20 protein-coding genes are annotated in these 25475 nt (G+C 45.4%); 9 read left to right on the top strand and 11 right to left on the bottom strand.

The features are described 5' to 3' along the window. The first annotated feature begins 464 nt into the window (after positions 1 to 464). Both F3I09_RS15030 and F3I09_RS15025 read left to right on the top strand, forming a co-directional pair. Positions 465 to 1823 (top strand): sigma-54 dependent transcriptional regulator, encoded by a 1359-nt coding sequence (locus F3I09_RS15030; RefSeq protein WP_149695857.1) that lies wholly within the window; start codon positions 465 to 467, stop codon positions 1821 to 1823. 18 nt (positions 1824 to 1841) lie between these two features. Next, positions 1842 to 2204, top strand: coding sequence for a hypothetical protein (locus F3I09_RS15025; RefSeq protein ID WP_149695856.1), 363 nt, complete (start codon positions 1842 to 1844; stop codon positions 2202 to 2204). 60 nt (positions 2205 to 2264) lie between these two features. Here the strand turns inward: F3I09_RS15025 and F3I09_RS15020 are convergent, their stop codons facing one another. The 5 genes from F3I09_RS15020 to F3I09_RS15000 form a co-directional block, all read right to left on the bottom strand. Next, entirely contained in the window at positions 2265 to 2726 is a 462-nt protein-coding gene (locus F3I09_RS15020; RefSeq protein WP_149695855.1) for a PA2169 family four-helix-bundle protein, read from the bottom strand. Positions 2727 to 2889: 163 nt separating this feature from the next. Further along, on the bottom strand, positions 2890 to 3285 hold the full coding sequence (locus F3I09_RS15015; protein WP_223233247.1) for a nuclear transport factor 2 family protein: 396 nt from the start codon (positions 3283 to 3285) through the stop codon (positions 2890 to 2892). Between the two features lie 92 nt (positions 3286 to 3377). Next, positions 3378 to 4250, bottom strand: a complete 873-nt coding sequence (locus tag F3I09_RS15010) for an SAM-dependent methyltransferase (RefSeq protein ID WP_149695854.1) — start codon at positions 4248 to 4250, stop codon at positions 3378 to 3380. A gap of 115 nt (positions 4251 to 4365) precedes the next feature. Further along, positions 4366 to 4632, bottom strand: coding sequence for a hypothetical protein (locus F3I09_RS15005; protein WP_149695853.1), 267 nt, complete (start codon positions 4630 to 4632; stop codon positions 4366 to 4368). 82 nt (positions 4633 to 4714) lie between these two features. Continuing rightward, a complete protein-coding gene (locus F3I09_RS15000) occupies positions 4715 to 5218 on the bottom strand; it encodes a DUF4251 domain-containing protein (RefSeq protein WP_149695852.1) in 504 nt (167 codons plus the stop codon). Between the two features lie 151 nt (positions 5219 to 5369). On the opposite strand from F3I09_RS15000, the gene F3I09_RS14995 reads away from it, so the two are divergent. Then, positions 5370 to 6716, top strand: coding sequence for a sensor histidine kinase KdpD (locus F3I09_RS14995; protein WP_149695851.1), 1347 nt, complete (start codon positions 5370 to 5372; stop codon positions 6714 to 6716). Between the two features lie 338 nt (positions 6717 to 7054). Here the strand turns inward: F3I09_RS14995 and F3I09_RS14990 are convergent, their stop codons facing one another. From F3I09_RS14990 to F3I09_RS14980, 3 genes are all read right to left on the bottom strand, one after another. Then, positions 7055 to 8482 (bottom strand): SusD/RagB family nutrient-binding outer membrane lipoprotein, encoded by a 1428-nt coding sequence (locus tag F3I09_RS14990; RefSeq protein ID WP_149695850.1) that lies wholly within the window; start codon positions 8480 to 8482, stop codon positions 7055 to 7057. Between the two features lie 12 nt (positions 8483 to 8494). Then, a complete protein-coding gene (locus tag F3I09_RS14985) occupies positions 8495 to 11623 on the bottom strand; it encodes a SusC/RagA family TonB-linked outer membrane protein (protein ID WP_149695849.1) in 3129 nt (1042 codons plus the stop codon). Positions 11624 to 11946: 323 nt separating this feature from the next. Next, positions 11947 to 13410, bottom strand: coding sequence for an OmpA family protein (locus F3I09_RS14980; RefSeq protein WP_188133819.1), 1464 nt, complete (start codon positions 13408 to 13410; stop codon positions 11947 to 11949). Positions 13411 to 13496: 86 nt separating this feature from the next. Between F3I09_RS14980 and F3I09_RS14975 the strand changes: the two genes are divergently transcribed. After that, the gene (locus F3I09_RS14975; protein WP_149695847.1) at positions 13497 to 13859 is read left to right on the top strand and encodes a DUF1304 domain-containing protein; all 363 of its coding nucleotides are present in this window, start codon (positions 13497 to 13499) and stop codon (positions 13857 to 13859) included. A 372-nt stretch (positions 13860 to 14231) separates the two neighbouring features. Here the strand turns inward: F3I09_RS14975 and F3I09_RS14970 are convergent, their stop codons facing one another. Together F3I09_RS14970 and F3I09_RS14965 are read right to left on the bottom strand one after the other, a co-directional pair. After that, complete coding sequence (locus F3I09_RS14970) at positions 14232 to 16379, bottom strand: alpha-galactosidase (protein ID WP_149695846.1); 2148 nt, start codon at positions 16377 to 16379, stop codon at positions 14232 to 14234. A 153-nt stretch (positions 16380 to 16532) separates the two neighbouring features. Next, positions 16533 to 17276, bottom strand: a complete 744-nt coding sequence (locus F3I09_RS14965; RefSeq protein WP_149695845.1) for an SDR family NAD(P)-dependent oxidoreductase — start codon at positions 17274 to 17276, stop codon at positions 16533 to 16535. A gap of 96 nt (positions 17277 to 17372) precedes the next feature. On the opposite strand from F3I09_RS14965, the gene F3I09_RS14960 reads away from it, so the two are divergent. From F3I09_RS14960 to F3I09_RS14940, 5 genes are all read left to right on the top strand, one after another. Next, the gene (locus F3I09_RS14960) at positions 17373 to 17729 is read left to right on the top strand and encodes a helix-turn-helix domain-containing protein (RefSeq protein WP_149695844.1); all 357 of its coding nucleotides are present in this window, start codon (positions 17373 to 17375) and stop codon (positions 17727 to 17729) included. A 43-nt stretch (positions 17730 to 17772) separates the two neighbouring features. Continuing rightward, a complete protein-coding gene (locus F3I09_RS14955; protein WP_149695843.1) occupies positions 17773 to 19113 on the top strand; it encodes a hemolysin family protein in 1341 nt (446 codons plus the stop codon). Positions 19114 to 19211: 98 nt separating this feature from the next. Next, positions 19212 to 21728, top strand: coding sequence for a YfhO family protein (locus F3I09_RS14950; RefSeq protein WP_149695842.1), 2517 nt, complete (start codon positions 19212 to 19214; stop codon positions 21726 to 21728). 807 nt (positions 21729 to 22535) lie between these two features. After that, positions 22536 to 22763: a hypothetical protein gene (locus F3I09_RS14945; RefSeq protein ID WP_149695841.1), complete on the top strand. Its 228-nt coding sequence runs from the start codon at positions 22536 to 22538 to the stop codon at positions 22761 to 22763. Positions 22764 to 22792: 29 nt separating this feature from the next. Beyond that, complete coding sequence (locus tag F3I09_RS14940; RefSeq protein WP_149695840.1) at positions 22793 to 23272, top strand: hypothetical protein; 480 nt, start codon at positions 22793 to 22795, stop codon at positions 23270 to 23272. A gap of 90 nt (positions 23273 to 23362) precedes the next feature. Here the strand turns inward: F3I09_RS14940 and F3I09_RS14935 are convergent, their stop codons facing one another. Further along, positions 23363 to 25135, bottom strand: coding sequence for a peptidoglycan DD-metalloendopeptidase family protein (locus tag F3I09_RS14935; protein ID WP_149695839.1), 1773 nt, complete (start codon positions 25133 to 25135; stop codon positions 23363 to 23365). Positions 25136 to 25475: the final 340 nt, after the last annotated feature.

The raw sequence follows: 25475 nt of genomic DNA, 5'->3' as shown, positions 1-25475 counted from the left end.
GGATGTTATGCTTTGCCAGCTTGAGAATGCGTCATCCCGGCCCCAGTGAAAAAAAGGAACGTGTCGTAGAGGGGCCTGGCGATGATAACAGTAAAAAAAGATCTTTATAAGACAAAATATTGTGTTGAGTATGTGGACTGTCATCCCGGCCCCTCGTGAGGGTTGTCATTGGTGAGTGTTGGAGGGGCCAGGCGATGATCGTAACAAAGTAGTAAAAAAGAGGTGATTTATACGTGGACGTGGTCCTATCCGGCTTTGAGAGTGAATCATCACGGCCCCGATGCAAATGGATTTGTGAGGCAGAGGGGCCCGCTGATGAAACCAGAACAGTGAACAAATATTGTTTTTTTGCTTGCCTACATAATCCCTATCGGGCCTCCGGCGCGTACACTTTCGGAAAGTGTCGCAAAGGAGGCCTTTTTTGATGATGGGAAATTTTCCTAAATTAACAGAAAATTCCATGAATGCTCGATTTTAAGATTTTTATCGTTGAGGATGACAAGTGGTACGGAGGATTATTACAGCATTACCTTAGTCAAAACCCCGACTACGAAATAACCTTGATCGGTTCAGGCAAAGAATGCCTGGCACAGTTGCACCGGAAACCAGATCTTGTGACTATTGACTTCGGGCTTCCCGACATGAACGGGGAAGAACTTTATAAAAAAATCAAACAGGCCCAGCCCAATCTGCCTGTGATTATCATCAGTGCACAGGAAAGGATCACTACAGCAGTGGATCTGCTTAAAATGGGAGCTGAAGATTACCTGGTAAAAGATGATAATACCCAGCAGCTGTTGTGGAAGGCGATCATCCGCTTACGCGAGAAACTGTCTCTCAAAAATGAGATTTCCGAGCTCAAGGCTGAGCTCAAGACCAAATACGACTATTCCCGGTCTATTATAGGCAATAGTCCTGCCTTACAAACCGTTTTTAAATTAATAGATAAAGCAGCCGGTTCACTTATCAATGTTTCCGTATCGGGAGAGACTGGTACAGGTAAGGAACTGGTAGCGCGGGCGGTGCATTATAATTCCGCCAGGAGCAGTCATCCTTTTGTTCCGGTAAATATGGCCGCAATTCCGAGAGAACTGGTCGAAAGCGAACTATTCGGTTACGAAAAAGGCGCCTTCACCGGTGCACAGAACAAAAAGACCGGCCGTTTTGAGGAAGCAAATGGCGGTACCCTTTTCCTGGATGAGATCGGGGAAATGGACCTGAACATACAAAGCAAACTGCTGCGGGTATTGCAGGAAAAAGAACTGACACGTCTTGGAGGCACCAGCAAGATCAAACTGGATTTCAGGTTGGTTGTGGCCACCCATAAGAATCTGGCGGAAGAAGTTAAAAAAGGGAATTTCCGCGAAGACCTTTATTACCGCATCATCGGTCTTCCTATCACCCTTCCTCCGCTGCGCGATCGCAAAGAAGATATCCTGCTGCTCTCACAGCATTTCCTGACCGGTTACTGTAAAGAGAATAAAGTGGCTGAAATAAAAGTGTCTCCCAGTGCAAGGGAAAAACTGCTGGGATACGGCTATCCGGGAAATGTCCGCGAACTGAAATCGGTAGTGGAACTGGCAGCGGTGATGTCAGAAAATAATCTCGTGGAACCTGAAGATATTACCTTCCTCTCGGGTAATAATCATGATGTGGATACTGTATTGAATACGGAACTCACCTTAAGAGAATATACAAGGCTCATTATCCGCAATTACCTGAAAAGATATGATGACAATGTGCTGTTGGTTGCGGAGAAACTGGATATTGGGAAATCCACTATTTATAAAATGTTACAGACAGGTGAAATAGAGGGCGCCTGACGATACTATCAACCCATTATGCGACCGGAACATCAATTGTATACTTACACTTACCTGTACAAGATAAGTAATACCAGCACTGCTTTCATTCAGAAAATGATCATACTTTTCATCTCTTCACTGGATGAATACATTATTGAGCTGGCTACGCTGCAAGAGCAGAAAAACCTCCCGGAACTTAAAAAAGTATTACATAAAATGAAACCCAGTGTGATAAACCTGGAGGTGAAGGGAGCTGCGGATATTCTGAAATCATTGAATAGCGCTACCTCCTGGAACAATGACACCAATCGCCGTGTTACACAGCTGCGGGAAATATTTGCTGCAATTAAACCAATGATGGAAAAAGATCTTGCCCATTTGGGCACTGAAGAAATATAAAACAAAGAGGCTGCTCCATTACAGAGCAGCCTCTTTCAATTTTTTTCGCCCAATTATTGGTTATCTGTTTTTATTGGCATCCCGAAGGGCCTTGATCTGATCATGGGAAGCTCTCAGGGTGGCCTGTTGTTCGCTGATCATTTCATGCAGATAAGCAGGTAGTTCTTCATCTTCGAGGGCTGTTCTGTATGCACGTTGCGCTGCATCTTCACCAGCTTCGCAGTTGGAAAGTACCGTGTGACGATCACGGCCTGTAAACACAGCTTTAATATCCATCCAGGCACGATAGATCTTGCCACTTGTAGTAGAAGAATGCTCCATATCCCCACCTAGCACATTTACTTCTGTACCTAATGCAAGACGGATTTCGTGGCTTTCGCTGATCATGGAAGAGAACAACGCTTTCAGATCTGAATCTTCTGGTTTTAATTCCTTCAATGCTTTTTCATATCCCTCGATACGATCATTATTGATCTGGATCAGATCATTCAGTACCTCAATAGTTTCAACTGTAGCTTGCATAATATAAAATTTATTGGTTAACAGATAAGGCTGTTACACTGCCTCTGTATTACGCAATAATTCTAACAAAATTATGCCACAGGAATTTCTCTCCCTATAAGCGCTGTGCCTCGTAGAAGTTGGAGTAATGTTCTCATCACTATGTGTAAATTAAAGGACGGTCTCAGGCGGGAACCTTTACCGCCTGCCTGGCAAGTAGTTTCCACTGATTGCCTTCTTTACTCCACACCAGTAATACGTAGAGCTTTACATGTCCCGCCACGCCATTGTCATTAGTTTCTGCAGTAAGCGTATGTCTTACAATTGCTGTATTTCCGCTTATGACAATTGTCTGATCAGCGAGATCGATGGAGACAAAATCAGATTTTCCACCCACGATATTGGAAACAAACGCAGTTTTGTCTTCTATTTTACCACCGGAATGTCCATAGGACAGTTTCTCGTCAGCTACCTTTTCCAGTGCTGCCTTATCTGCGTCCACCATGGCTTTTCTCAATATTTCCACCTGTGAAGCGACGGCCTTTTCTTCTTTGGACTGTGCGAAGGAAATTGTTGACATTGTGCAAAATGCTAGTAATATGAAGTAAATTTTCATACAGTTTAGTTATACAATAAAAATATTGAATAGCGTTCTTAAAAATAAGTGTTTTATTATCTTTTTACAGCAAAGGCTACACGATAGAATTCATATCCTTTTTCGCTGCGTTCAGGGAGATAGTGGCTACGGTATTCTCCGGCACTGTAGTCTTCCAGCAGGTCCATGTTAAAATTATCCAGGTAACGTCTGGTCAGGAAGGGCTCCAGCCCAAAGGTCCAGTTTTCCTCGATCTGCTTCAGGTCTTCCAATAATTTTTCGCCTCCGAAGAAGGCTGCGGGATACCTGATGATCTTCTCGTCCACATAAGTAAAGATCACATAACTGCCACGCGCAAACTGTTGCATAAACGAAAAGGTAGCGGCAACAGCATCTGCTGTGAGATAATTTGTGACGCCTTCCCAGATAAATACAGTAGGTAATGTGCGGTCGATCTGCTGTTCAACAGCCAGCTGCTCAAGGCTCCGGTCATTAAAATCCGTCTGGATATACCGGACATTCTCCGGTAATCTTCCCAGGCTTCTCTTTACCCGCTCCTGCTTAAGGCGGGCTGTAGACGGATGATCTATTTCTATCACGGGCAATGCACGCAGGAAGCCCAGTCTCAGGGCACGGGTATCGTATCCTGCTCCTAATATGATCACCTGTTTAACGCCGTTACGTACGGCCTGTTGCAACAGTTCATCAATATAACGGGTACGCGCTACTCCGGATGACAGGGCTCCCGGAATTCTTTTCCGGATGATACGATAGACCAGGCTCCGGATAAAAGGGATAACTGATAATTGGGTAATGAATTTAAATCCTGAAGTAAGAAAAGAAACAGCATAAGGGTCGGTGAACAGTCTTTTTCCGGATGGACGATTCGTCTCCAGTGCCCGGAACAACGCCATATATTGGGCGGTACGACTGGCGGTATTTGCTTTCATAACGGGTGGATGTTGCGGTTTTACTAAAGATAATAAAAAAAACTGCGGATAAAACTATTTGTAATAGTATTATCCGCAGCCGGTCAAATGTGTCTTTTTACAAAAAATCTATCCCTTAACTTAAAGAATATTCATTATTCTTCATGAATGTTGCAAACGCTTCCTGGGTCCATTGTCTGTAATCTTCCAGGTTAATGCCCAGTTTTTCGTCGCGCTGTATTTCCTTGATCTCGCGGCTATCCCAGTATCCTTTGGCCAAAGACTGCACATTGGCAGCTGTATCCTTCGCCTCGATTCCATAATCACCAGGGTAGCTTCTGTAGTTACCTATTGCCAATTCCTGGATTGCATGCTTAACGCCTTCTTTACTGTTCTTTGACATAGTTAAAATTTTTAGTTCTGCTACATAAAACAAGAACTATTCCTCTATGCCAATATCGGGCAAGGTTTAGCGGAATTTTAACTTATCTTTTAGTTTTCTTTTCCGTGATATAGCCGTTGAATGTGATAGGTTGCCTGTTATTACTGATGACCTGCAATGAAGCATATCCTGTCTCGGAAACACTTAACGACATTAACCTTGTATCCTGGGTATCATGTGGTTTGATTACGATATCCCAGCCACCTTTCTTTCTGGCTGTCTGCGTATAATCAAATTTTGTAGAAGTGAACTGGATACCGCCCTTGGTAGGGTCCATCGGTGCATTGTAAGCGCGGCCAAAATAAGGCAGGTAACTGATGATGGTATCGGGAGAGAATTTTACGTCATAATCAGATGTCAGCTGCCTGTTCATTGTTGGACTGGTAGGCATCACCGTCTGCGCCTTAAAAACATAACTTCGGGCCATGATCATTTTTTCGATAGCCAATTCTTTACTATCTTGTTTCTTCTGTGCATATAAATGACTGGAAAACAATGCCATAAGAAATAATATTACTGCTATACCTTTGCATTGTGCACGTCTCATATAAAAGTATTTATTGTAGAATATGCTAAGATCATTCCATATTTTGTTATATAAAAGTTATAACATCTATGTGTTATAAATATTCGCTTTTAAACTATGAACTTTGCGTAACTTATCTATTATCAGCATTTAGACTATAAAAGCCCAGCATTTGCATAAAATTGTACGTAAACTAGCCAACGTATGGGAAGAACTAGTAGGAAACCCTGCATCATTCTCACTTGAGAATCGGGCGTTTAACTCTATCAGCGTCGTGACAATGGCGCTGCTGACAGTATTGCTGCCTTTTAATATGTGGCTGGGACTCACGGCAATATGGGTGATGGTTGCAACGCTGCTGGCATTACAGGGTTTCTTTTTCTATCTTTCCCGTTACAAGCGCATTTACTACGCCAGTATGCTGGCTTATGTGATAGTTAGTTATATCACCCTTACTGCTACCTTTTACCTCAATTCCGGTAGCCACGGTCCTGCCCTATTGCTTTTCTTCCTGACTTTTAACCTGCTGATCGCATTCAGTCCCCGTCGCCGGCACTGGATCTGGGCCTTGTTGCATCTCCTGATCCCGGTGATACTGCTGACCAAAGAATACCTTCATCCCGCATGGATAGCAGATAGCTATAAAGATGCGTCGAACAGGTATATTGATATTCTTTCCAGTTATATTGTCACCCTGACATGTATCTACCTGATTACCAATTATCTCAGGAATAACTATGAAAGGGAGAAACAGAATGCAGAAGAACGTGCTGACAAAATAGACACTCAGAATATCAATCTTGAGCAGTTGAACCAGAAAAAGGATAAACTGTTTTCTATCATTGCCCACGATCTTCAGAGCCCTCTTAATTCCATCATCACCACCCTTCACCTCATAGCGGAATATGAACTGGAGGAAGAGGAGAAAAAAATGCTGGGCGACGAACTGCTGACCCTGACCAAAAACACATCCAATTTACTGACCAACCTGCTGACATGGTCAAAACTGCAGATGGATGGAAAAGGCGTCAGGTTGTCATCAGAAAATGTCTACGAAGCAGTGGAAAGAGTATTGTCTATACAACGTATGCTGGCCGACAAAAAGTCTGTCGACGTCATTTCCCATGTAGATCCCAACATCTTTATCACTGCTGATCATAACATGCTGGAACTCGTGATCCGCAACCTGATCAATAACGCTATCAAGTTTACCCCCTCCGGTGGGCAGGTCGGCATCGATCTGCAGATCAGGAAGGATTTCTGCCATCTCATGGTTTCTGACAACGGAATTGGTATTGATCCCAGTCAGCAGGACGAGATCTTCTCCCTTAAAACCCAATCCACCTTCGGCACCAACAACGAAAAAGGGATCGGCTTAGGTCTTGTACTCTGCAAGGAACTGCTGGCTTTACAGCAGGGAGAACTATGGTTTGATAGCGCTCCGGGTAAAGGGACAACCTTTTACGCCAGTTTTCCGCTTGCCCAGCTGAACAGCAACGGTAAAAAGCTATCCGCCTGAGATATTCGGTCGCTCCTCACCATGTTCCCGCACGTTTTCTGAATATGCCCCGTATACAGCAGGAATACAGCCGCGCCTTTCTGTATATTCTACGCCCCGGTAACGAATTGCTTTTTATGTCTTTAATCGCTTTCTTTATCTCCATTTGACCTGCATATGACTAGCATACAGCCAGGATATGACTAGCATTATCCTCCGTTCTTCCTCCGTTCCGAACGAAGGATTAACGAAGGATAATGCTAGTCATATGCAAGTTACATGCAAGTCAGATACACCCATATCCGACTCACCAACATCACATCTTTCCAGGAAGATGCAAGCCTGATCCTGGTTCAATCTTACTTGTCCCACCACAGATGATCAGCCAGTGAGCCAACAGCAGGCACATTTTCCGCGTTCCGGCTGGTTTCAGACGTCGGATACCCGACTCTTCTGATAAAAGTATTCAGTTGCGCGTTCGTTGGTAAATTGAAATTCTTGTACCTGTAATCAAACCGGCGGGCATCCGTCCAGGTTTCAGGCTGCAGGAAGGTAGCCACATATTTCTCCTTGAAGATCAGTTCTTTCGTAAACGCCGCTACGCCTACCGCGACTACCGGATTGCTCAGATAAGCCTGTTTGGCAGCAGCAGCAACCCCGACCTTATCCATGTTGGCCGCTATACCATCCAGGTATGCCTGGTAAGATCTGGCCTTATCTGTGCCAAAAGAGGCTTCTGCTTCGATGAATTTCATCTCTGCATAGGTTAACATCAACAGGGGTGTTCCGCCCCGGGAATAATACCCATTTGGCGATAAAGCACATGCCGAGTTATCGGTACCTGAGCCGGTACGGCCCACGCCATTTGCAGTGCCCCTGTAATCGCCGAAACGGGTCGTATCGGTAATGAGGGGAAGACGGGGATCAAAAACTCCGAATGTGGTCCCGTTAAGGGCATTTACGAAGGTGGCGCTCAGCCATCCGTCCAGGCTGCCGCTGGCGTTATTCTTTGCCACCCCATTCCAGAGGCTCAAGCTTTCAAAACGGGTTACCTGGGCATCGTCAGCATTACTCGCATAGGCTTTCCCCAATGCGTCAAAAATGGCCGCAGGATCATAGTTGGACTGTTTGCTCATCCGGTTCAGTAAACGTGCCTTCAGGGCAAAGGCGGTTTTAAGCCAGGCCGCTTTCCTGCCGTTATGAATAAGATCATTACTCACTGTATCCAGGCTGATTGCCGGATTTGGCAGATTCAATGCTGCCACTCCCTGGTCTATCAGGGACAGACAACTATCGTAGATGGCCCTTGCTGAATCATATCCCGGTTTCAGGTTCTCACCTTCACTCCATGCTTCGCGGTAGGGCGCATCGCCGAAAAGATCTGTCAACATACTCATGTTAAATGCCTCGAGTATATCTGCTACTCCCAGATGTTCATAGGCATTACGCTCAAGCGCCAGTTTCTTCATCTGGCGGATATCCGTGACATTCAGATAAATATATCTCCAGGTGGTACTCCTGTCCACGTCGTCATAGATGTCGGAACCACTGCCGGCATTGGGAGACGCCAGCTGCTGTACATAATAGGAAGTGATATTTCCTGCAGAAAAAACATTTACCGCCGATTTATAGGTCACTCCTGCCAGTAGCCCATTAATGGGCGGGTTTTCTGTCAGATTGGGATTAGTCTGGTTCACGTCCAGGTATCCTTTCTTACAGGCAGCCAGTGAGAACAACAGTCCTGCAGCCAGCGCCATTGTATATATTTTGCGATGTGTGCGTTTCATTGATAGGCTGTTTTAGAATTGAAGGTTTACGCTGAAAAGGAAACTGCGTGTAGCCGGATAAGTAAATCCGGAGAAAGCATCCGATGCGTTATTACCTGCAGATGAAGAACTTGTTTCAGGATCGAAGCCCGTGTATTTTGTATTCAGCCAGAGATTGTTCCCGGTGAATGATACGGTCGCCCCGGTGATCGTCTTTGTAGCGCTCAGCCACTGGGCAGGTAATGTATACGACAATGACGCAGACCGCAATCTCACCCAGGAAGCATCTTCGATGAAGTTCTCACTCGCTCCCCTATAGTAATTCCTGTAAAAACCAGCGCCATAGTCTACCCCATCAGGGCCTTTGGCCTGACCCAGGTATACCGGTTTGGTATTAGGCGTTCCATCAGCATGTACACCATTGAATACGATGGTCTGGTCGCGGTCTTCTGTTAGTTTCGATTCTCCAAAGGCTGTCAGGAAGTTGGACAACTGGTTGTACTTGTAATTGCCACGGCGTACATCCAGCAGCAGCGACAATGATAGTTGTTTATAACGGAAGGTCTGTGTGGTGCTACCGATCCATTTAGGTAAACTGTTACCCAGGTAACGCTGATTGGAAGCATCATCCAGCACAGGGAAACCATTGGCGCCGATCAGCAGCGGAAGGTCTTTACGAAGCGTGATCTTATCATCCACTTCATTGCCATAATAGCGCTTGTAGGTTCTGCCGTATAGCGCTCCGTAAGACTTGCCCGGCACCAGTTTGGTGGTCACACTGGAACTGAGATAACCAAATTGTGTAGCGATAACGATCTGTCCCAGGTTGTCATTCAGTTTTTCTACCCTGTTCCTGTTCGTTGAAAAGTTTACACGGAAGTCCCAGCTGAAGTCTTTTGTACGTACCGGCATGGCAGATAATGTCACCTCCAGCCCCTTATTATTGATCTCACCTGCATTGACATAAGCCTTGTCAAAACCCGTAGTAGGCGAAACATCCACAGGTACCAGCAGGTCTTTACTCTTCTGCTGATAAGCTGTCACTTCCAGTCCCAGCCTGTTCTCCAGGAATCTCAGTTCAGCGCCTGCTTCCAATGTCTGGGTAAATTCAGGGCGAAGGTTAGGGTTGCCTAAGGTCCTGCTCTGATAGAAAGGAATGGTAGAACCCAGGGGAAGCCCCGTTTCAAACCCGTTGGTGATCGCGTAAGCGTCACCATCCTTACCGATCTTCGCATAAGACAGCTTTGCCTTACCATAGCTCCACCAGTCAGGCAGTTTGAACTGATCGCTGAAGATATAGCTGACACTCACAGAAGGGTAAAAGTAGTTGCGGTTGCCTTTTGATAAGGTAGTGGTCAGATCATTTCTGCCGGTTACTTCCAGGAACAGGTAATTGTTCAGTCCCAGGGTCAGATCGGCAAAGTAGCCATAGTTCCTGTAATCCAGGATGTAGGAATCAGCCGTTACACGTTTGGCATTACCCAGGAGGAAAAGGTCAGGCACCACCAGGGTATCTCCCATTACGCTGCTTCTCCTTACCCGCTGATCGCGCAGGTCATGGCCCAGTTTCAGGTCAATGGAATATTTCTTATTGAAAGTATGCGTGATGTTTGCCAGTAAAGTAGATGTCAGGTTACGGCTACGCAGGTTGTACTCGTAAATGAAGCCGTATTCATTGTCATCGAGATTGGGAGCTTCTCCCACCAGTCCCATTGGACCAGGCGCCTGATGTGTTCTGCCATCGGTATAGAAATCGTTCCCGATACGGTAGGAAAAATTCAGCCATTGTGTAGGTTTATAGGTAATGAATGTACTGGCGATAGTACGGTTCACATTATCCCTGAACTTGTTGGTTGACAAGGTATAGATAGGATTGTTCGTACCACTGCTGTAAGTCTGCTGGGTACCGTCAGCTTTCACATAATCTTTCATGTTCCAGCGGGGTGACCAGTAAATGATCTGTTCACCATAGCGGTCCGAATTTATCCTGTTACCTCCTGCATTAATATAGTTGAGCGAAGCTCCTGCACTGATCTTATCACTGATCTTAAACTGAGCGTTCAGGCGTGCATTATAGCTGGTATAATCACTGAAAGGAATCACTCCATCCTGGTTGGAGTAGGACATAGATCCCATTAACTGCGCCCTCTCAGAACCGCCGGTCATATTCACGGTATGTCGTGTCTGCGTACCCGTTTCGAAAGCCTGTTTGTAATTATTATATAGCTGTGCCGGGTGAGTATTATCCAGTTTCCTCGCATCTTCCACAGTAGGACCAAACGAAGGCCAGAAACTGGCAGGATCATACACACTCAGGTATCCCTGCGAAAACCTGGACTGTACATCCGGTGTTTTGTTCACTTTATCCAGCCCATACATACCGCTGTAGCTCACCTGCAGCTTACCGGCCTTTCCCGATTTTGTGGTAATAAGGATAGCGCCATTCGCTGCGCGGATACCATACAAGGCTGTAGCCGCTCCGCCTCTGAGCACGGATACACTTTCGATATCATCAGGATTGATATCGCTGGCGCGGTTGCTCATGCCTCTCGTTTCGGAGCTGCCGGTAGTATAGGTGCTATTATCTATTTCCACTCCGTCTACGATAAACAAAGGCTGACTGTTCCTGTCACTCGCGATGGAATTGATACCCCGGATAATGATACGGGAGCCCTGACCTGGACCGCCGCCGGCACTGGAGATCTGTACGCCGGCCACCTTTCCCTGGAGTGCGTTCACCACGTTGGATTGATGATTCACGTTCAGGTCTTTGCTTTCTACCTGTTGAATAGTGTACCCCAATGCACGTTTTTCCTTCTTTACGCCAAAGGCTGTCACAACTACCTCGCTCAGGTCTTTCGAAGAAGACTGCATGGTAACGTTAAGCGTCTCACCATTTCCTGCGGGCAATTGCTGTGTGCCATATCCCACGTATGAGAATACCAATGTAGCATTGTCGGCGGTGAGGGTTATTGCATAGTCGCCGGCGGCTCCTGTAAAGACATGGTTCTGTGTGCCTTTTTCCAGTACGGCCACTCTTTCAAGCGGTTGCCTGTTTTCTCCGGCAACTACCTGTCCGCGCACGATTCTCCCTTTCTGGGCAAATGCGGTAGAACAGGTAGCCAATAGCATGACCAGTGCCAGCCCTGTAAAAAATTTCATAAGCTGTAAGTTTAGAAAGTGATGTGAAAAAGCATGAAAAGTCTGACCGTCCTTTTGAGACAGCATGGTTTTGTCCGATAGTGCAATAAATAGCTTCCTTTAATAGGTTACGAACTAGAGTTTCCTCGACATAAGCAATTCTTCCTTATCTGATTTTGGTTAAAACAAGCAGTTTTATATTACTACATAGGACAAAATATAAAAAGAATCATTCTTTTACAAGAATTTCATATATCAATTTAATTATTATCTGATTACCGGTAAATGCAGGCACTAAAGCGGAATACACAGGATAGCGCACTGACCGGGCATTCAAAGAAATCCTAATCAGGACTATAAAAAATGATGATCTCTACCCTACGATTCCTTCTTCTTCCTTCAGCAGACTGGTTATTGGCAACAGGCTGACTTTCACCTGCGCCACTGATCTGCCTGATATCATTTCCAAGGCCATGTGCCTGCATATAATGCGCAACAGCGTAGGCACGCTTAATGGAAAGCGTGTTATTATACGCGGTGGTGCCTGCATTGTCAGTATGACCGCTCACCTGCAACTGGATACTGCCATTACGGGGTATCTTATTCATGAGGCTGTCCAGTGAACCGTAAAACGCGGTATTCAGTTCGCTGCTGTTGAATTTGAAGAGGATATCAGGAATGATGAGGGTATCAGGATGTTGTACTACCTTGTTGGGACGAATAGTATCTTTCGCAATGGGTGGACGGCAAATGATCATCTCCACACGGTTATTGTCGCCTGCAACGTTGCCTGTTGTATCATATCGGGGATACTTCTTGCCTACTCCCTGTATATCGAAGTCATCGAAGCTGTATCCTTCGTTATAGACAAGATAGTTGGCTACGGCTTTAGCTTTATCAGCAGAAATGATCTTATTGAATTCATCAGAAGCAGCCTGCCATGCATGACCGATCAGGAGTATGCGGGCCCGGTTACCACTACGGTAATTCTTCAACGCTTCGTCGATCTGCTGTTTGTAGCGGGCATTCAGACTACTTCTGTCAGCGGTGAACAGATCATCTTTCAGGATGATGGTATCGCAACCTGAGCGGTTATCAAGTCGATGAATAAGGCTACCTGCGGGGATGTATTTTTCGGGAATAGTATGACGGTGATGTTCTGTGTACAGATGCCGAAAAGTGCTGTCCTGGCCGGAACAGGTCACCTGACCGTCTACCGGTGTTATACTGATACTATCTATCAGCAGTTGCGCATTTTTATAACCACCACTGTTCTTTTCGGGATGCCTGAAATTGCCTATGAGCAAATGTGTGGCTGCACCCGTTGCAACGTAAGTCTTTTCCAGGATATACCAGGGATGCTTAAAGCGGAATAACTTCTTCTGGACATCATTTTCAGTGAGTTCCATGCTGGCGGGAACCGTAAGGCAGATGGACTTTTCAGTAAAAATGAAAGCAGTATCAAAGCGGATCCCGGCGCGTAAGGGATAGTTATCTGTATTCATATACAGGCGGATCCTGTAGGCCCGGCCTTTTTCAAGGGGGCATAAGAGACGTGTCTGGATATATACCCTGGTATCGGGGTTATCACGATCTTCCTGTAGTAAAGTGACATGGTGCTGTCCCTGAAGGGCGGCGCCGTTACACAGATATTTCATTCTGGCAGCCTCCGGGGCTACAGAGAGCCAGGCAGACGGGGCACAGGGCGCTGTATATTCCGTACAGATATTTACATCTTCGAAAGAAGCATTCAGCACCAGGTTCTGGGCCATTGTGGGCGTCGCACAGCAACCATAAATCAGTATCATTGCGATACTTTTTCTAACATTGGCCAGCATGCACGTGGAATTATTATATCTTAGTCCATCGAAAACCTACACCAAAAGTACTACTTATGTTGCTCTTAATTAAATTTCTCATTGGCTTTTGCGCCCTGGAGCACCTCTATATCCTATGGCTAGAGATGTTTGCATGGACCACACGTGCGCCAAAGGTCTTTAAACAGCTGCCCGCACACCTCTTTGAACCTACCAAAACACTGGCTGGCAATCAGGGACTTTATAATGGTTTCCTCGCCGCAGGACTGATCTGGTCATTCTTTATCGGGGATACAGCATGGTCGTTGAAGATCGCTGCTTTCTTCCTGATCTGTATAGCGATAGCGGGCATTTACGGAGCGTTTACGGCAGGAAAACGTATATTCTTCGTACAGGCATTGCCGGCGCTTATTGCCTTAGCATTGTTGCTGTTTCTTTAAGGAGGCTTCCGGATATTTTTCCCGGTACGATTACCACCCTGTTGCTTTCATATGTCATCTTTGTATGTGAAAATGAACGGTGTCGTGGGTTACATACCTATTGTGTGATGTTTCACAGCAGTGAAACGCTTATCAACATACAACCCATGAAAAAGATATTAGGGCTGTTACCGGCAATTATAATATGCCTTACCGTTATAACAGGTACCTCCTTTGCGTAATCGGGGAAATATGCCAGGGATCTTTATACATTCCGTACAAACCAGGCCAGCCATGCTACGGATGGAAGGATCAGGACCTAACCGGAGCCACCGGGCCAGAGGGTGTATCGTAATGCAGATACACCCTCTCTCCTGTTTTATAGTCTGTATATTATACGCCGGTCAGTTCCAGCACCATACTGGATAATTCACTTCTGCCGGATACCGGTAGTCCTACCTTCATCAGGTAATCTCCAGTAAATACTTTCCCGTTCTCTTTCCAGTGGCTGGCCTTTCCGTCGGCCGTATTGATCTCTTCCACTTTATATTGTTTTGCAGCATCCAGCCCTTCCAGCCGCACATTGGGAAAGCTCTCCCCGTAGCGGGTATGCAGGTTGTATGAGAACACCACGGCTTTATCCTTTACGCCATTTACATACATCAGCACAGCCCTGTTTTCCTCATATGGCGATATGAGACGGTACAGGTCCCCATGACTGATAACGGGATATAAACGCCTGTAATTGGCTACTGCCTGCTGACTGAAAACCAGTTCCTCCGGTTTGAATTTATCTACGTTAATATCGTATCCCAACCGGCCCATCATAGCCACATCGGTACGGTATTTCAGGGACTGTTTACCCCAGGAGGTCACGTGGCACGCAACGGTGAAGGAGGGGAAGAAATAAGAGTAACCCCATTGAATGAAGACCCTTTCGAAAGCATCAGTATTATCGCTGGGCCAGAATTCGGTGAAATAAGGCAATGCGCCATAGTCCACACGACCACCACCACCGGAACAAAGCATGATAGGAACATCCCTGTACTTGCTTCTTAAACGGCCCAATACTTTATACAGGCTGCGCACATAATCAATGTATAACGCAGACTGATTATCCTTCAGGTAAGGCGACCAGCCATTGGTGATCATACGGTTACAATCCCATTTGATATAAGCAATATCCGGATTGGCAGTCAGCATATTGTCCAGTACTCCGAATACAAAGTCCTGCACTTTTGGATTGAGCAGGTCCAGGACCAGCTGATTACGGAAATAGTCTTCCTCACGGTTAGGCAGTTTCAATATCCAGTCAGGATGTTTTTCATAGAGCTCACTTTTAGGATTCACCATTTCAGGTTCCACCCAGATACCGAATTTCACACCTTTGGCGGCAGCTGTTTTCACCAGGTAGCCAATGCCATGAGGCAGTTTGGTGCTATTTTCTTCCCAGTCGCCTAAAGATGTTTCATCGTTATTACGGGGATATTTATTGGCAAACCATCCGTCATCCAGCAGGAAGAGGTCTGCCCCTAATTTCTTTGTATCGTCAAACAGGTTTGTCAGTTTCTCTTCATTAAAGTCGAAACCGGTTGCCTCCCAGTTGTTCAGCAGTATCGTTCTGGGAACATCGCCATTCAATACACCCCATTTATTGGCCCAGTGGTGGAAATTACGGCTTGCAGTTCCTCTTCCGGTATTGGAGTAGGTAAAGAGAAAACCAGGTGTTATAAACGATTGATCAGGCTGTAGTTTATACTGGGATGCATAGGTATTCATGCCTGTCACCACACGAAGGGAGTTATGTTCATCTACCTCAAAGGCGAAACGGAAGTTACCCGTCCATGCGAGGGTACCGGCAATCAGTTCCCCGTGCGTCTCTGTGGAAGGTTCATTAAGGGACATGAAAAAGAAGGGAGACTGGTACATATCAGCCCTGGTACCCAGTTTGGTATCGAGGATCTTGATACCGCTGGTCAGTTCATTATCCTTCATCTTAGCTTCTTCTGCCCAGTCGCCATGGAAATTGGTCAGCCAATATTTACGTGCATCGAAGTGCAGCATGGAAGAAGCGAAATTATTCAGTATAACAGGGCCTTTCTCCTTATGGCGAATCTCTGTCCAACTCTTAAAAATATCATCTTTCTTGTAGCAGTCAATATGCAGGAGTACTTCAAAAGGGTACTGTGGATCTTTCAGCGTAATCGTATACGCTGTTATGCCTGAAACGACAGAATCTACTGATAAAGAAGAGAATAAGAGCTCCAGCGAGGGGTTTCCGTCAGCATGTGTCACGCTGACAGCGGGCTCGAACAGGTTGTTGGTACCGGCAGGAACATAGGCTTCATGACGGCCCTGCGGCAGGTCATTATTTCCAATTAATCTGCTACCCAGGTAACTCTGGAACAACTTTCCTTTCGGGTCAACAGAGAAGACAAGCTCGGTATGGTCTGTTGTTAATGAGATTCTCCTGTTTGTCTGGGCTGTGACGGGTTGCAGCACCAGTGAGGAGACAAAAGCAATCGCGATCTGTTTGATCATAACGTTGAATGGTTAATATAAACACATAAGCTATAATTTTTTTTTGAAAGATTACAATTTTCAGGAATGAATACTCAGGCGGGCCTCAGGGAATGAACAGAATAGGGACGTCACACTATTCTGTTTCATAAAAACTAATACCAGGCCGCTTTATCAGGCATTAAACCCACCGTCTATCGTCAGCGAAGTACCTGTGATAAAGCCGCTTTGCGGGCCGGCAAGGAAAGTCACCAGGCTGGCAATGTCTGTAACGGTACCATAGTGCGGCAGTGCCATCATGGAACGGAGTTTGTCGGCGTGTGCGCCGATAGCCGGGTTCATATCGGTATCTGTAGGACCCGGTTGTACGAGGTTGACAGTAATGCCCTTCGGACCGAGTTCACGGGCCAACCCTTTAGTCAAACCTATCAGTGCTGACTTACTCATGGCATAGAGTGTGCCACCGGGGCCGGTTACACGATCCGCCATATTGCTGCCGATACTGATGATCCTCCCTCCTTCTTTCATGTATTTAATGGCGGTAACGGAAGCCATAAATACAGCTTTCACGTTGATATCCATCATTTCATCATAGTCTGCCGCAGTTTGCTCTTCCAGGGGTTTCCTTTCATAGATACCGGCATTATTCACCAGGATGTCTATGCCTCCAAGCGTGCCCACTACTTCTTTCACAGCCGCTGTTACAGCGGTATCAGAAGCGCTGTCGGCCGCCAGGGCAAGAACGGTTTGCCCGGTTGTATTTAATATTTCTGCAGCCAGTTGATGGGCTTTTTCGGCAGAACGGACATATGTGAATGCTACCTTTGCTCCTGCTTCAGCCAGTTGTCTTACGATGGCGGCGCCCATACCACGACTGCCTCCAGTCACTAATGCGACCTTGTTTTCAAGATGTTTCATAATAACTATTTTTCTTAATTGTTTGTAAAAGTAAAGCTGTAGCGTTAATTTTACAGGTACTGACAAGATTATTAAGTACTGACAAAAATGTAAGTAATGAGAAAGGAAAGCTCAACTAATACATTGAACAGGAATAAGATACACATAAATTGCGGGATGGCTTATACGCTCGATCTCATCGGTGGAAGATGGAAACCAACGATCCTCTGGGCGCTGCTGGAAGGCAAACTGCGGTATAGTGAGCTGAAAAAGAACATTCCTGATGTATCCGAGCGTATTCTTGTGTTGCAACTGCGGGAACTGGAAAAAGACGGGCTGATCAAACGGCTGGTATATGCTGAAGTACCACCAAGAGTGGAATACGAGCTCACAAGTGACGGGCAGTCAATGAGACATATGTTGCAGATCATTTCTGACTGGGGCGATCTGCATAGACCTAAAAAGGCAAATTAGTACTATCTTAAGAATCCTTAGTATAAATTAAGACACATCATACATGACGTTAGACATATTTTTCACCATCTTCCTGGTTCTGCTGAACGGATTTTTTGTGGCAGCAGAGTTTGCGATAGTGAAAGTCCGCTCCTCGCAGATAGAAGTCAATTCCGGCCGTAGTAAAGCGGTCTCGCAGGTGGCCAAAAGTATTGTTAATAACCTCGACGGTTATCTTGCGGCCACTCAGCTGGGGATCACCCTTGCTTCACTCGGATTAGGCTGGGTAGGCGAAAAAGTCACCACAACACTGATCTTAGAACTTTTTCATGCATTACATCTCAATCTGGAAGAAGCAGTAGCGCATAAAATAGCCGTTCCTGTTGCCTTCCTTAGCATTACCATCCTGCATATCGTATTCGGAGAACTGGCGCCTAAGTCGCTGGCTATACGTAAACCGGTGCCTACCACCTTTACCATTGCGCTTCCCCTGAAATTATTCTACGTGGTGTTCAGACCTTTCATCTGGATACTGAACAGCCTTGCCAATGTGATACTGCGAATGGTAGGTATCCGCCCGGTACATGAGCATGAAGACATCCACACGGAAGAAGAGCTCCGCGTGATTATAGCTGAAAGTCACCAGGGAGGCGTGATAGAAGAAACCGAGAAAGCGCTGATACAGAACGTATTCAACCTGGGCGACCGCCAGGTATCTGCCCTGATGACACCCCGTAATGAGGTGGTATGGCTGGATATTACTGACGATCCTGAAGTAAATAAGGCGAAGATCCTGTCACAGAAACATACTGTCTATCCGCTTGCTAAGGAAGACCTCGACCATACAACAGGTTTCGTGTATTCCAAAGACCTCCTCAGCGAGAATTTTAATGATGTGATCAATAACCTTGAAAGCATCAGCAGGAAACTGCTGGTTGTAACTGTCCATAACAGGGCCTATCAGCTGTTGGAGCTGTTCAAAAGGGAACGTATCTATCAGGCGATGGTAGTAGATGAATTTGGATCTATCAAAGGCCTGGTAACCATCAACGATATCGTGGATGCTCTTGTAGGAGACATCTCTGAAACGAATGAATTTGAATACGAGGTGACCCGCAATGAAGACGGCAGTCTGCTGGTAGACGGTCAGTTACCTTTCGTAGAGTTCCTCGAACTGATGGGTTTAGACGCCGATCCGCAGAAAGTGAATATTGCCAATTTCGTGACCCTGGGTGGGTTTATATTGGACAGGATGGGCAAGATACCCAGTACCGGCGATAGTATCAACTGGCGGAACCTGAAGCTGGAAGTGATCAGGATGGACCAGCACCGTATTGCCAAGGTACACATCTGTAATTTTGAAAAGGATAAAGACAGGGAAAAGGACAAAGAGGACGAAAAATAATGTTTCTTCTGACCAATAAAAGAAAGGAGCGCTGTTTAGGACAGGGCTCCTTTTTTATTTAAACTATTTATATATTCATCGTTCAATTAGGACACTTTATGATCACCCGTTTGAAGACCTTGCTACCACATGCCCTTGCTATACTGGCACTGTTAATACTTTCTATTATCTATTGTAAACCAGCGCTGAATGGCAAAATACTCAGCCAGAGTGACAATGTGCAATGGCAGGGTATGGCCAGGGAAGCCATGGAATATAAGAAGGCACATGGCATCACTCCGCTGTGGACAACCAGTATGTTCGGGGGAATGCCTACCTACCAGATAGCGATGGAGACATCTTATGATTTTACCAATTACATTCCGGCTGTTCTGACGTTTGGACTGCCCAAACCGGTCAATGTCCTATTCCTCTCTGCACTATGCTTTTACCTGTTATGTATTGTGCTGGGTACAAATCCCTGGGTGGGGTTTGCGGGAGCAGTGGCGTATACTTATGCAAGTTATTCACCAATCATTATCGTAACAGGCCATGAAACCAAGATGCTGGCACTCGCCTATCTGCCTGCGGTAATAGCAGGATTTGTGCTGATCATGCGCAAAAGATACCTGTTGGGAACCGGCATCATGGCCTTATTCCTCACCTACCTGGTAGGCGCCAATCACCTGCAGATCACCTATTATTTCTTTCTGATACTGGCGGTGGTTGCAATTGTCTATGCCGTGTACTGCATTCTCCAAAAACAATACAGGCATCTCCTTATCAGCGGTTTGCTAACGGTGCTGGCGGTGGTGCTTTCATTGGGTTCGAATGCGGTTTCTTTATGGACAACCTATGAATATGCGAAGGAAAGTACCCGTGGCGGCACTTCGGAACTCACCCCGCTACCAGGAGCATCACCCGATAAAAGCAAGGGAGGATTGGACAGGGAGTACGCCTTCCGCTGGAGTTATGGCAAGTTTGAGACATTTACCATGCTGGTGCCTGATATATACGGAGGCAGCTCCGGGGGGGCATTGAGCAGCAATACTGAAACATATAAGAAACTGATGGCAATAGGTCTGCCCGAACCCAATGTACAGGAAATGACCAAACACTGGAATCTGTATTGGGGTGATCAGTCCTATCTGGGCACTTCCGGACCGGTATATATGGGCGCTGTGATCTGCCTGTTGGCATTACTGGGTCTTTTTATTGTCCGCTCCTGGCATAAATGGTGGCTGATTGCAATCAGTGTATTGGGCATTTTATTGGCGTGGGGGAGTAATTTTCCTGCCTTTAACTATTTTATGTTCGATCATTTCCCGATGTACAATAAGTTCCGCGCACCATCACAGGCCCTCATTATTCCCCAGCTTTCATTTGCTGTATTGGCGGTGCTCACCTTACAGGAGCTGATCAGCGGCAAACTATCGCGTGAGGAGTTGCAGAAGAAACTGAAATGGACAGGAATGATATTCGCCGGTCTGCTGCTGATCATCTATGTAGCATCCTTTAACTTCAAATATACAAACGCCACCAACAGTGTTGATAATCCGGGCGGAGACGACGTTTTCCATTCCAGACTGGTACAGATGTTTCAGGGTAATACCCAGATAGCGGACGAGCTGATGGTGGCCCTGTATACAGACAGAGAAAATCTGTATCATGATGATGTATTACGGACTGCTATTTTCGTGGGGCTGGCTTTTCTCTTGTTATGGCTATTCATCAAGGGCCGCTTCAATACCACCTGGCTGCTGGCTGGTATCTCCCTGTTAATTGTGATAGACCTGCTGCAGGTCGACAACCGTTATCTGAATGCGGACAGTTTTATGGACGAAAGCAGTTACAGTCTTCCCTTCCAGGCCACCGAAGCAGACCAGCAGATATTACAGGATAAAGATCCTTACTATAGGGTATTTAACCTGACGGCCCAACCGTTTGATGATGCAATGACATCCTATTTTCATAAGAGTGTAGGCGGCTATCATGCAGCTAAATTACAATTGTATGCAGATCTGATTGAGCGACAGATCAGCCACAATAATATTAAGGTGCTTAACATGCTCAATACAAAATATGTGATCGTGCCCGGAAACGACGGGCGCCCGGTGGCACAAAGGAACCCTGATGCACTGGGTAATGCCTGGTTTGTAAAACACATCCTGTGGGCTAAAAATGCAGATGCAGAGATGAAGGCGCTCGACCACCTGGAGACGAAGGATACCGTGGTGATAGATCAGCGTTATAAGGAAGTGATAAAAGGTCTTCCTGCTTTTGATTCTACGGCGACTATCAATCTGATTGCAAACAACCTGAATGAGATCAGTTATAGTTCAACAGCGGGCAGTCAACAATTTGCAGTGTTCTCAGAAGTATATTATGAGCAAGGCTGGAATGCGTTCATCGATGGTCAGCCAGCACAATACTACCGCGTAGACTATGCATTGCGCGGCATGGAAGTGCCAGCAGGAAAGCATACTATCACTTTCAAATTTGAACCATCATCTTATTACACGGGTATTAAACTAGCGATATCAAGTTATATCGCGATGTTATTGCTACTGACCGGAGGTGTAGTGATGGGTTTGAGAATGAACAAAATGAATAGCGAAAAACCGAAAAGGGTTTAATATTTTTGGCGGGTAATAAAAAGCCATTGTTTGTTTATGATAGAAGATATAAATCCACCATAGGATAACTGAGTTTATCTTTATCCGAAGATAAACTCAGTTATCCCTTTGAAAGAAAGTAACCATTTTTCACGTAGAAAACTGTTTTTATGATAATGCAGATACTACCTGCTCAGCTACCAATATTATTTCCCGGTAAAGAGAAGCAGGTATCTAAAAAGTTACCGGGGTATAAGGTGCAATATTCACCGAATGTAGTTGTATCAAAGCCTGCTCAGTATCGCAGCGCCAATTAATTTGTTTGTAGACGCTCCCAACCACACATAGCCGCAATAAGTCTTTTGCCGGCATCAACTTAACCACCTGAAGAATTGAAATTGTCACAAGGTCTGTTTATCGTGAGGTAAGCGGAACAGAAGCTCATTGTCTTGGCACTGGGACTTGCATTTTTATGTGCCGTCCGATTGCCAGTGGAGTTTAGCTTCTTATGTGATATTGCGTAGGAGGTTTAAGAGTGTTGGAGTTGCCGGGATGTGTTTTTGGGAAACGGTTATTATGCGGAAAGTTGAGGCTGTGCTGGAATTGTGAGGAGCTGTTTTTTGGGAGCCGGTTATTACATGGAAAATCAAAACCGTTTTTGGATTGTGAGGATCCCTTTTGGGCGCCGGTTATTGTGCGGAAAGTTGGTACAGTATGGCAATTGTGGGGATATCATTTTTAAAAAAACAATTATTGTACAAGCAGTTACGAACTGTATGGAGATCACATTTTTTTTATCCAATTAGTTTATATAAAAACATCTTGATTATGGAATTTACAATTAAAGCTGACGTAGCGCAACAAATTCTGGTAGTATTTAACATTATAAGTGCCAAATTTATAGATCCACCATGTAAGAATGAACCACCCATTGGAAGAACAGATGCCTCTCCGAAAGAAACGGAGATGGCAGAGAAAAAGACTAACGCTGACCTCACAGATGATACTGCAAAGGAAGTTAACCCTGTAATGAAATTTCAGGGAGATCATCTTTAACCAATTATTTACACAAAAACCATCTTTATATGGAATTTACAATCGGAGCTGAGACAGTACAGCAAATACTGACTCTATTGACCAATCTGGATGCGAAGGTAGATGCACTCGCAGAGAAAGTAGATGCAATCGCAGTAAGAGTTGAGGCACTTGAGGAGAAAGTAGATGCACTCACAGTAAGAGTTGAGGCACTTGAGACGAGAATGACTGCAGTTGAGGAGAAAGTAGATGTACTCATCATAAGGGTAGATGCGCTGGAGGTTAACTTGTACAGTTTTAGAAAAGAAGTCAAGGAAGAATTCAGGGTACTGGGAGAAAGAGTGGCAATCGTAGAGAAGAAAACAAGTATGATCGAATCAAGACAGATCGACATTGAGCAGAAGTTTGTGGCAATGGAGATTCAGATAGAAAGCCGGTTCTTTTCGTTAGAGGTACTGCTCGACAAAAACGCTGAACCAGCATCTGTTAAGAAAAACATTCCCAGGCATGCAACTAAAGGCCGCGCCTGATAGCAATATTGTGGTCAATGACATGAACTGGAATAAATAGGAAACGCCGTCCTGGCTCACCAGGACGGCATTTTTTATACCGATACGGGTTTATTTACCCCATACGGCGCTGAAACGTTCACTATCATCATAATTCTGCACCTTCACCAAACGTAAACCCTGGGAGGTAAACTGGTTAAATTTGGCCTGGTAGTCTGCGGACGTCATACCATAGTAAGCGGCGTAATTGTTCTTTTTCGGACGCCATACCCCTCCTACCTGATTACCATTTACACAGATGCTCTTCAATTCCCAGTTAGGATATAATTCATTGAATTTGTTGTTAAAGTCTGTTGAATTCATACCATAGTAGAGATAGAAGCCATTGTCGTTAGGTTTATTGATAAAGACTGCGGCATGCAACCTCTTGCCATTTACTGTATAGTCAACGTGTTCCTGTACATGCCATTTTTTGGTGGTCACATATGTTTTCCAGGCATTGTCAAAGGCAGCATCGTCTGCATTGTGGATAGAGTATGCTGATTGTCCGGCCGGATTCTTTTCCCAGATCACAGAAAAACGCGGATTACCACTGCCGTCCTTAGTTACTGATATCTGGCGGGGACGCATACCTTTTGCATTATAGGTATTAAAGTAAGTCTGGTAAACAGTACCTGTCATATAGAAGTGTGTATACCACTCTCCGGATAATCCCCACTGGAAGGAACCAGCAGCATACAGATCACCACTATGGCGGTCAACGCTTACTGTCTGTAACGCCATACCCATACCAGTATAATAAGACCAGAATTTGTTTACAATATTCAGTGGTACGTTATGGAAGCTGGGATAAAATGGTGCAAATAAACGGGCATAAGGGGTTACAGATTCAAGATCATAACAACTAACACCACTATGATTGTATGTGCCATATGGATCTATATTCACCCATTCACCACTATGACCACTACGGGTATCCAGTACACTTGTTTCAAAATGCAGGTGCACGTTGAATGATTTTGTGCCTGGATTTGTCAGTGTACCATCTTCGTTGAGGATAACACCGATACCACCGGAGCCGGTATTGCCTGAGTAAGCCAGGAACTGCCCCGCCTGTACATAGTCATCTTTCTTGACTTTAATAGTCTGACTGTTGGTCCCCCAGCACAAGGCACTGGTAGTACCATTTTTTGCAAATGCTTTATACTTGGCAGTTGGAGAGTTTTTAGCCAGCGCCCTGTCATTATCATATCCATTACGGAGATGCAGATAACGGCTGCGATATTTAAATCCGTCTGGTGCGGTATGTTCGATAACGATAATATTACCACCACCATTTGACCAATATACATCAACGACTTTACCGGGTGCTATGGCATACACCCCAAAGGTAGGGTCTTCATTGGTATCGACTGAAGTCTTACCATAATCGATAGCGCGGTGAATATCTTTACTACCGTCGTTATTTTTATCCCAATTGTAGTAAAAGCCCTGCCAGATGCCTACGCTGCTGTTTTTATAAGGCAGGTATAATGGCATATGTGGTTTTACGCCATCATATACAGGGTCCATACCATCCTCCACAACCGGAGGAGCACAACTGCCTCCACTGCGCATCATTGCAATGCCGGGAGCATCTGCTTCTGTAAATATCACCTGTTTGGTGGCACTGATCCTCCTTGCGGGAGTGACTGTCCTTAACCTGCTACTTAGAGGCCTGTTGCTGATCTCGTCACCATCCGGTCCGTCCGGGGTGGCCATTGTTACTTTTTTAACGCTCTTGTACAGAAGTTCTGGTGCATCTTTTTCTTCTTTTTGAGGGTCTTGCGCAAACGCTTGTATGCATAGAAGCATGGCCGCTGCGGCTGTCATTGCGATTTTCATATTATGCAATTTTTTTGGGGTTGAATATTTTTACGGAGGCAAAGTAAGAGCATCCCACAAGAAAAGAAAAATGGCAATTCCTATCTGGTTAGAATTGGCGGGTAAATGGTACTTATGGCAAAATAAAAGGCAGTATAAATCCTCAAAGCAGCCACCATTGCGGGAAATACGTATCCCCTAACCTTTCAGTAACTACGTAAATATTGCGGATTATAAGGGTTGGGCAGGAATAAAATGTGCGCGGTGCCAGAGAGCTGCGGAATGGAAGAGGCTGACAGTCAGAAAAACAGGGGCAAACGATTATTATATCTGCCCCTGTTCTATTGTGCGTCTAATATCT

It is taken from the genome of Chitinophaga sp. CF418, from assembly GCF_900142925.1.
Taxonomy (GTDB): Bacteria; Bacteroidota; Bacteroidia; order Chitinophagales; family Chitinophagaceae; genus Chitinophaga.
Note: the sequence above shows the minus strand (reverse complement) of the source record. Positions and strands in the feature narration are given on the sequence as shown.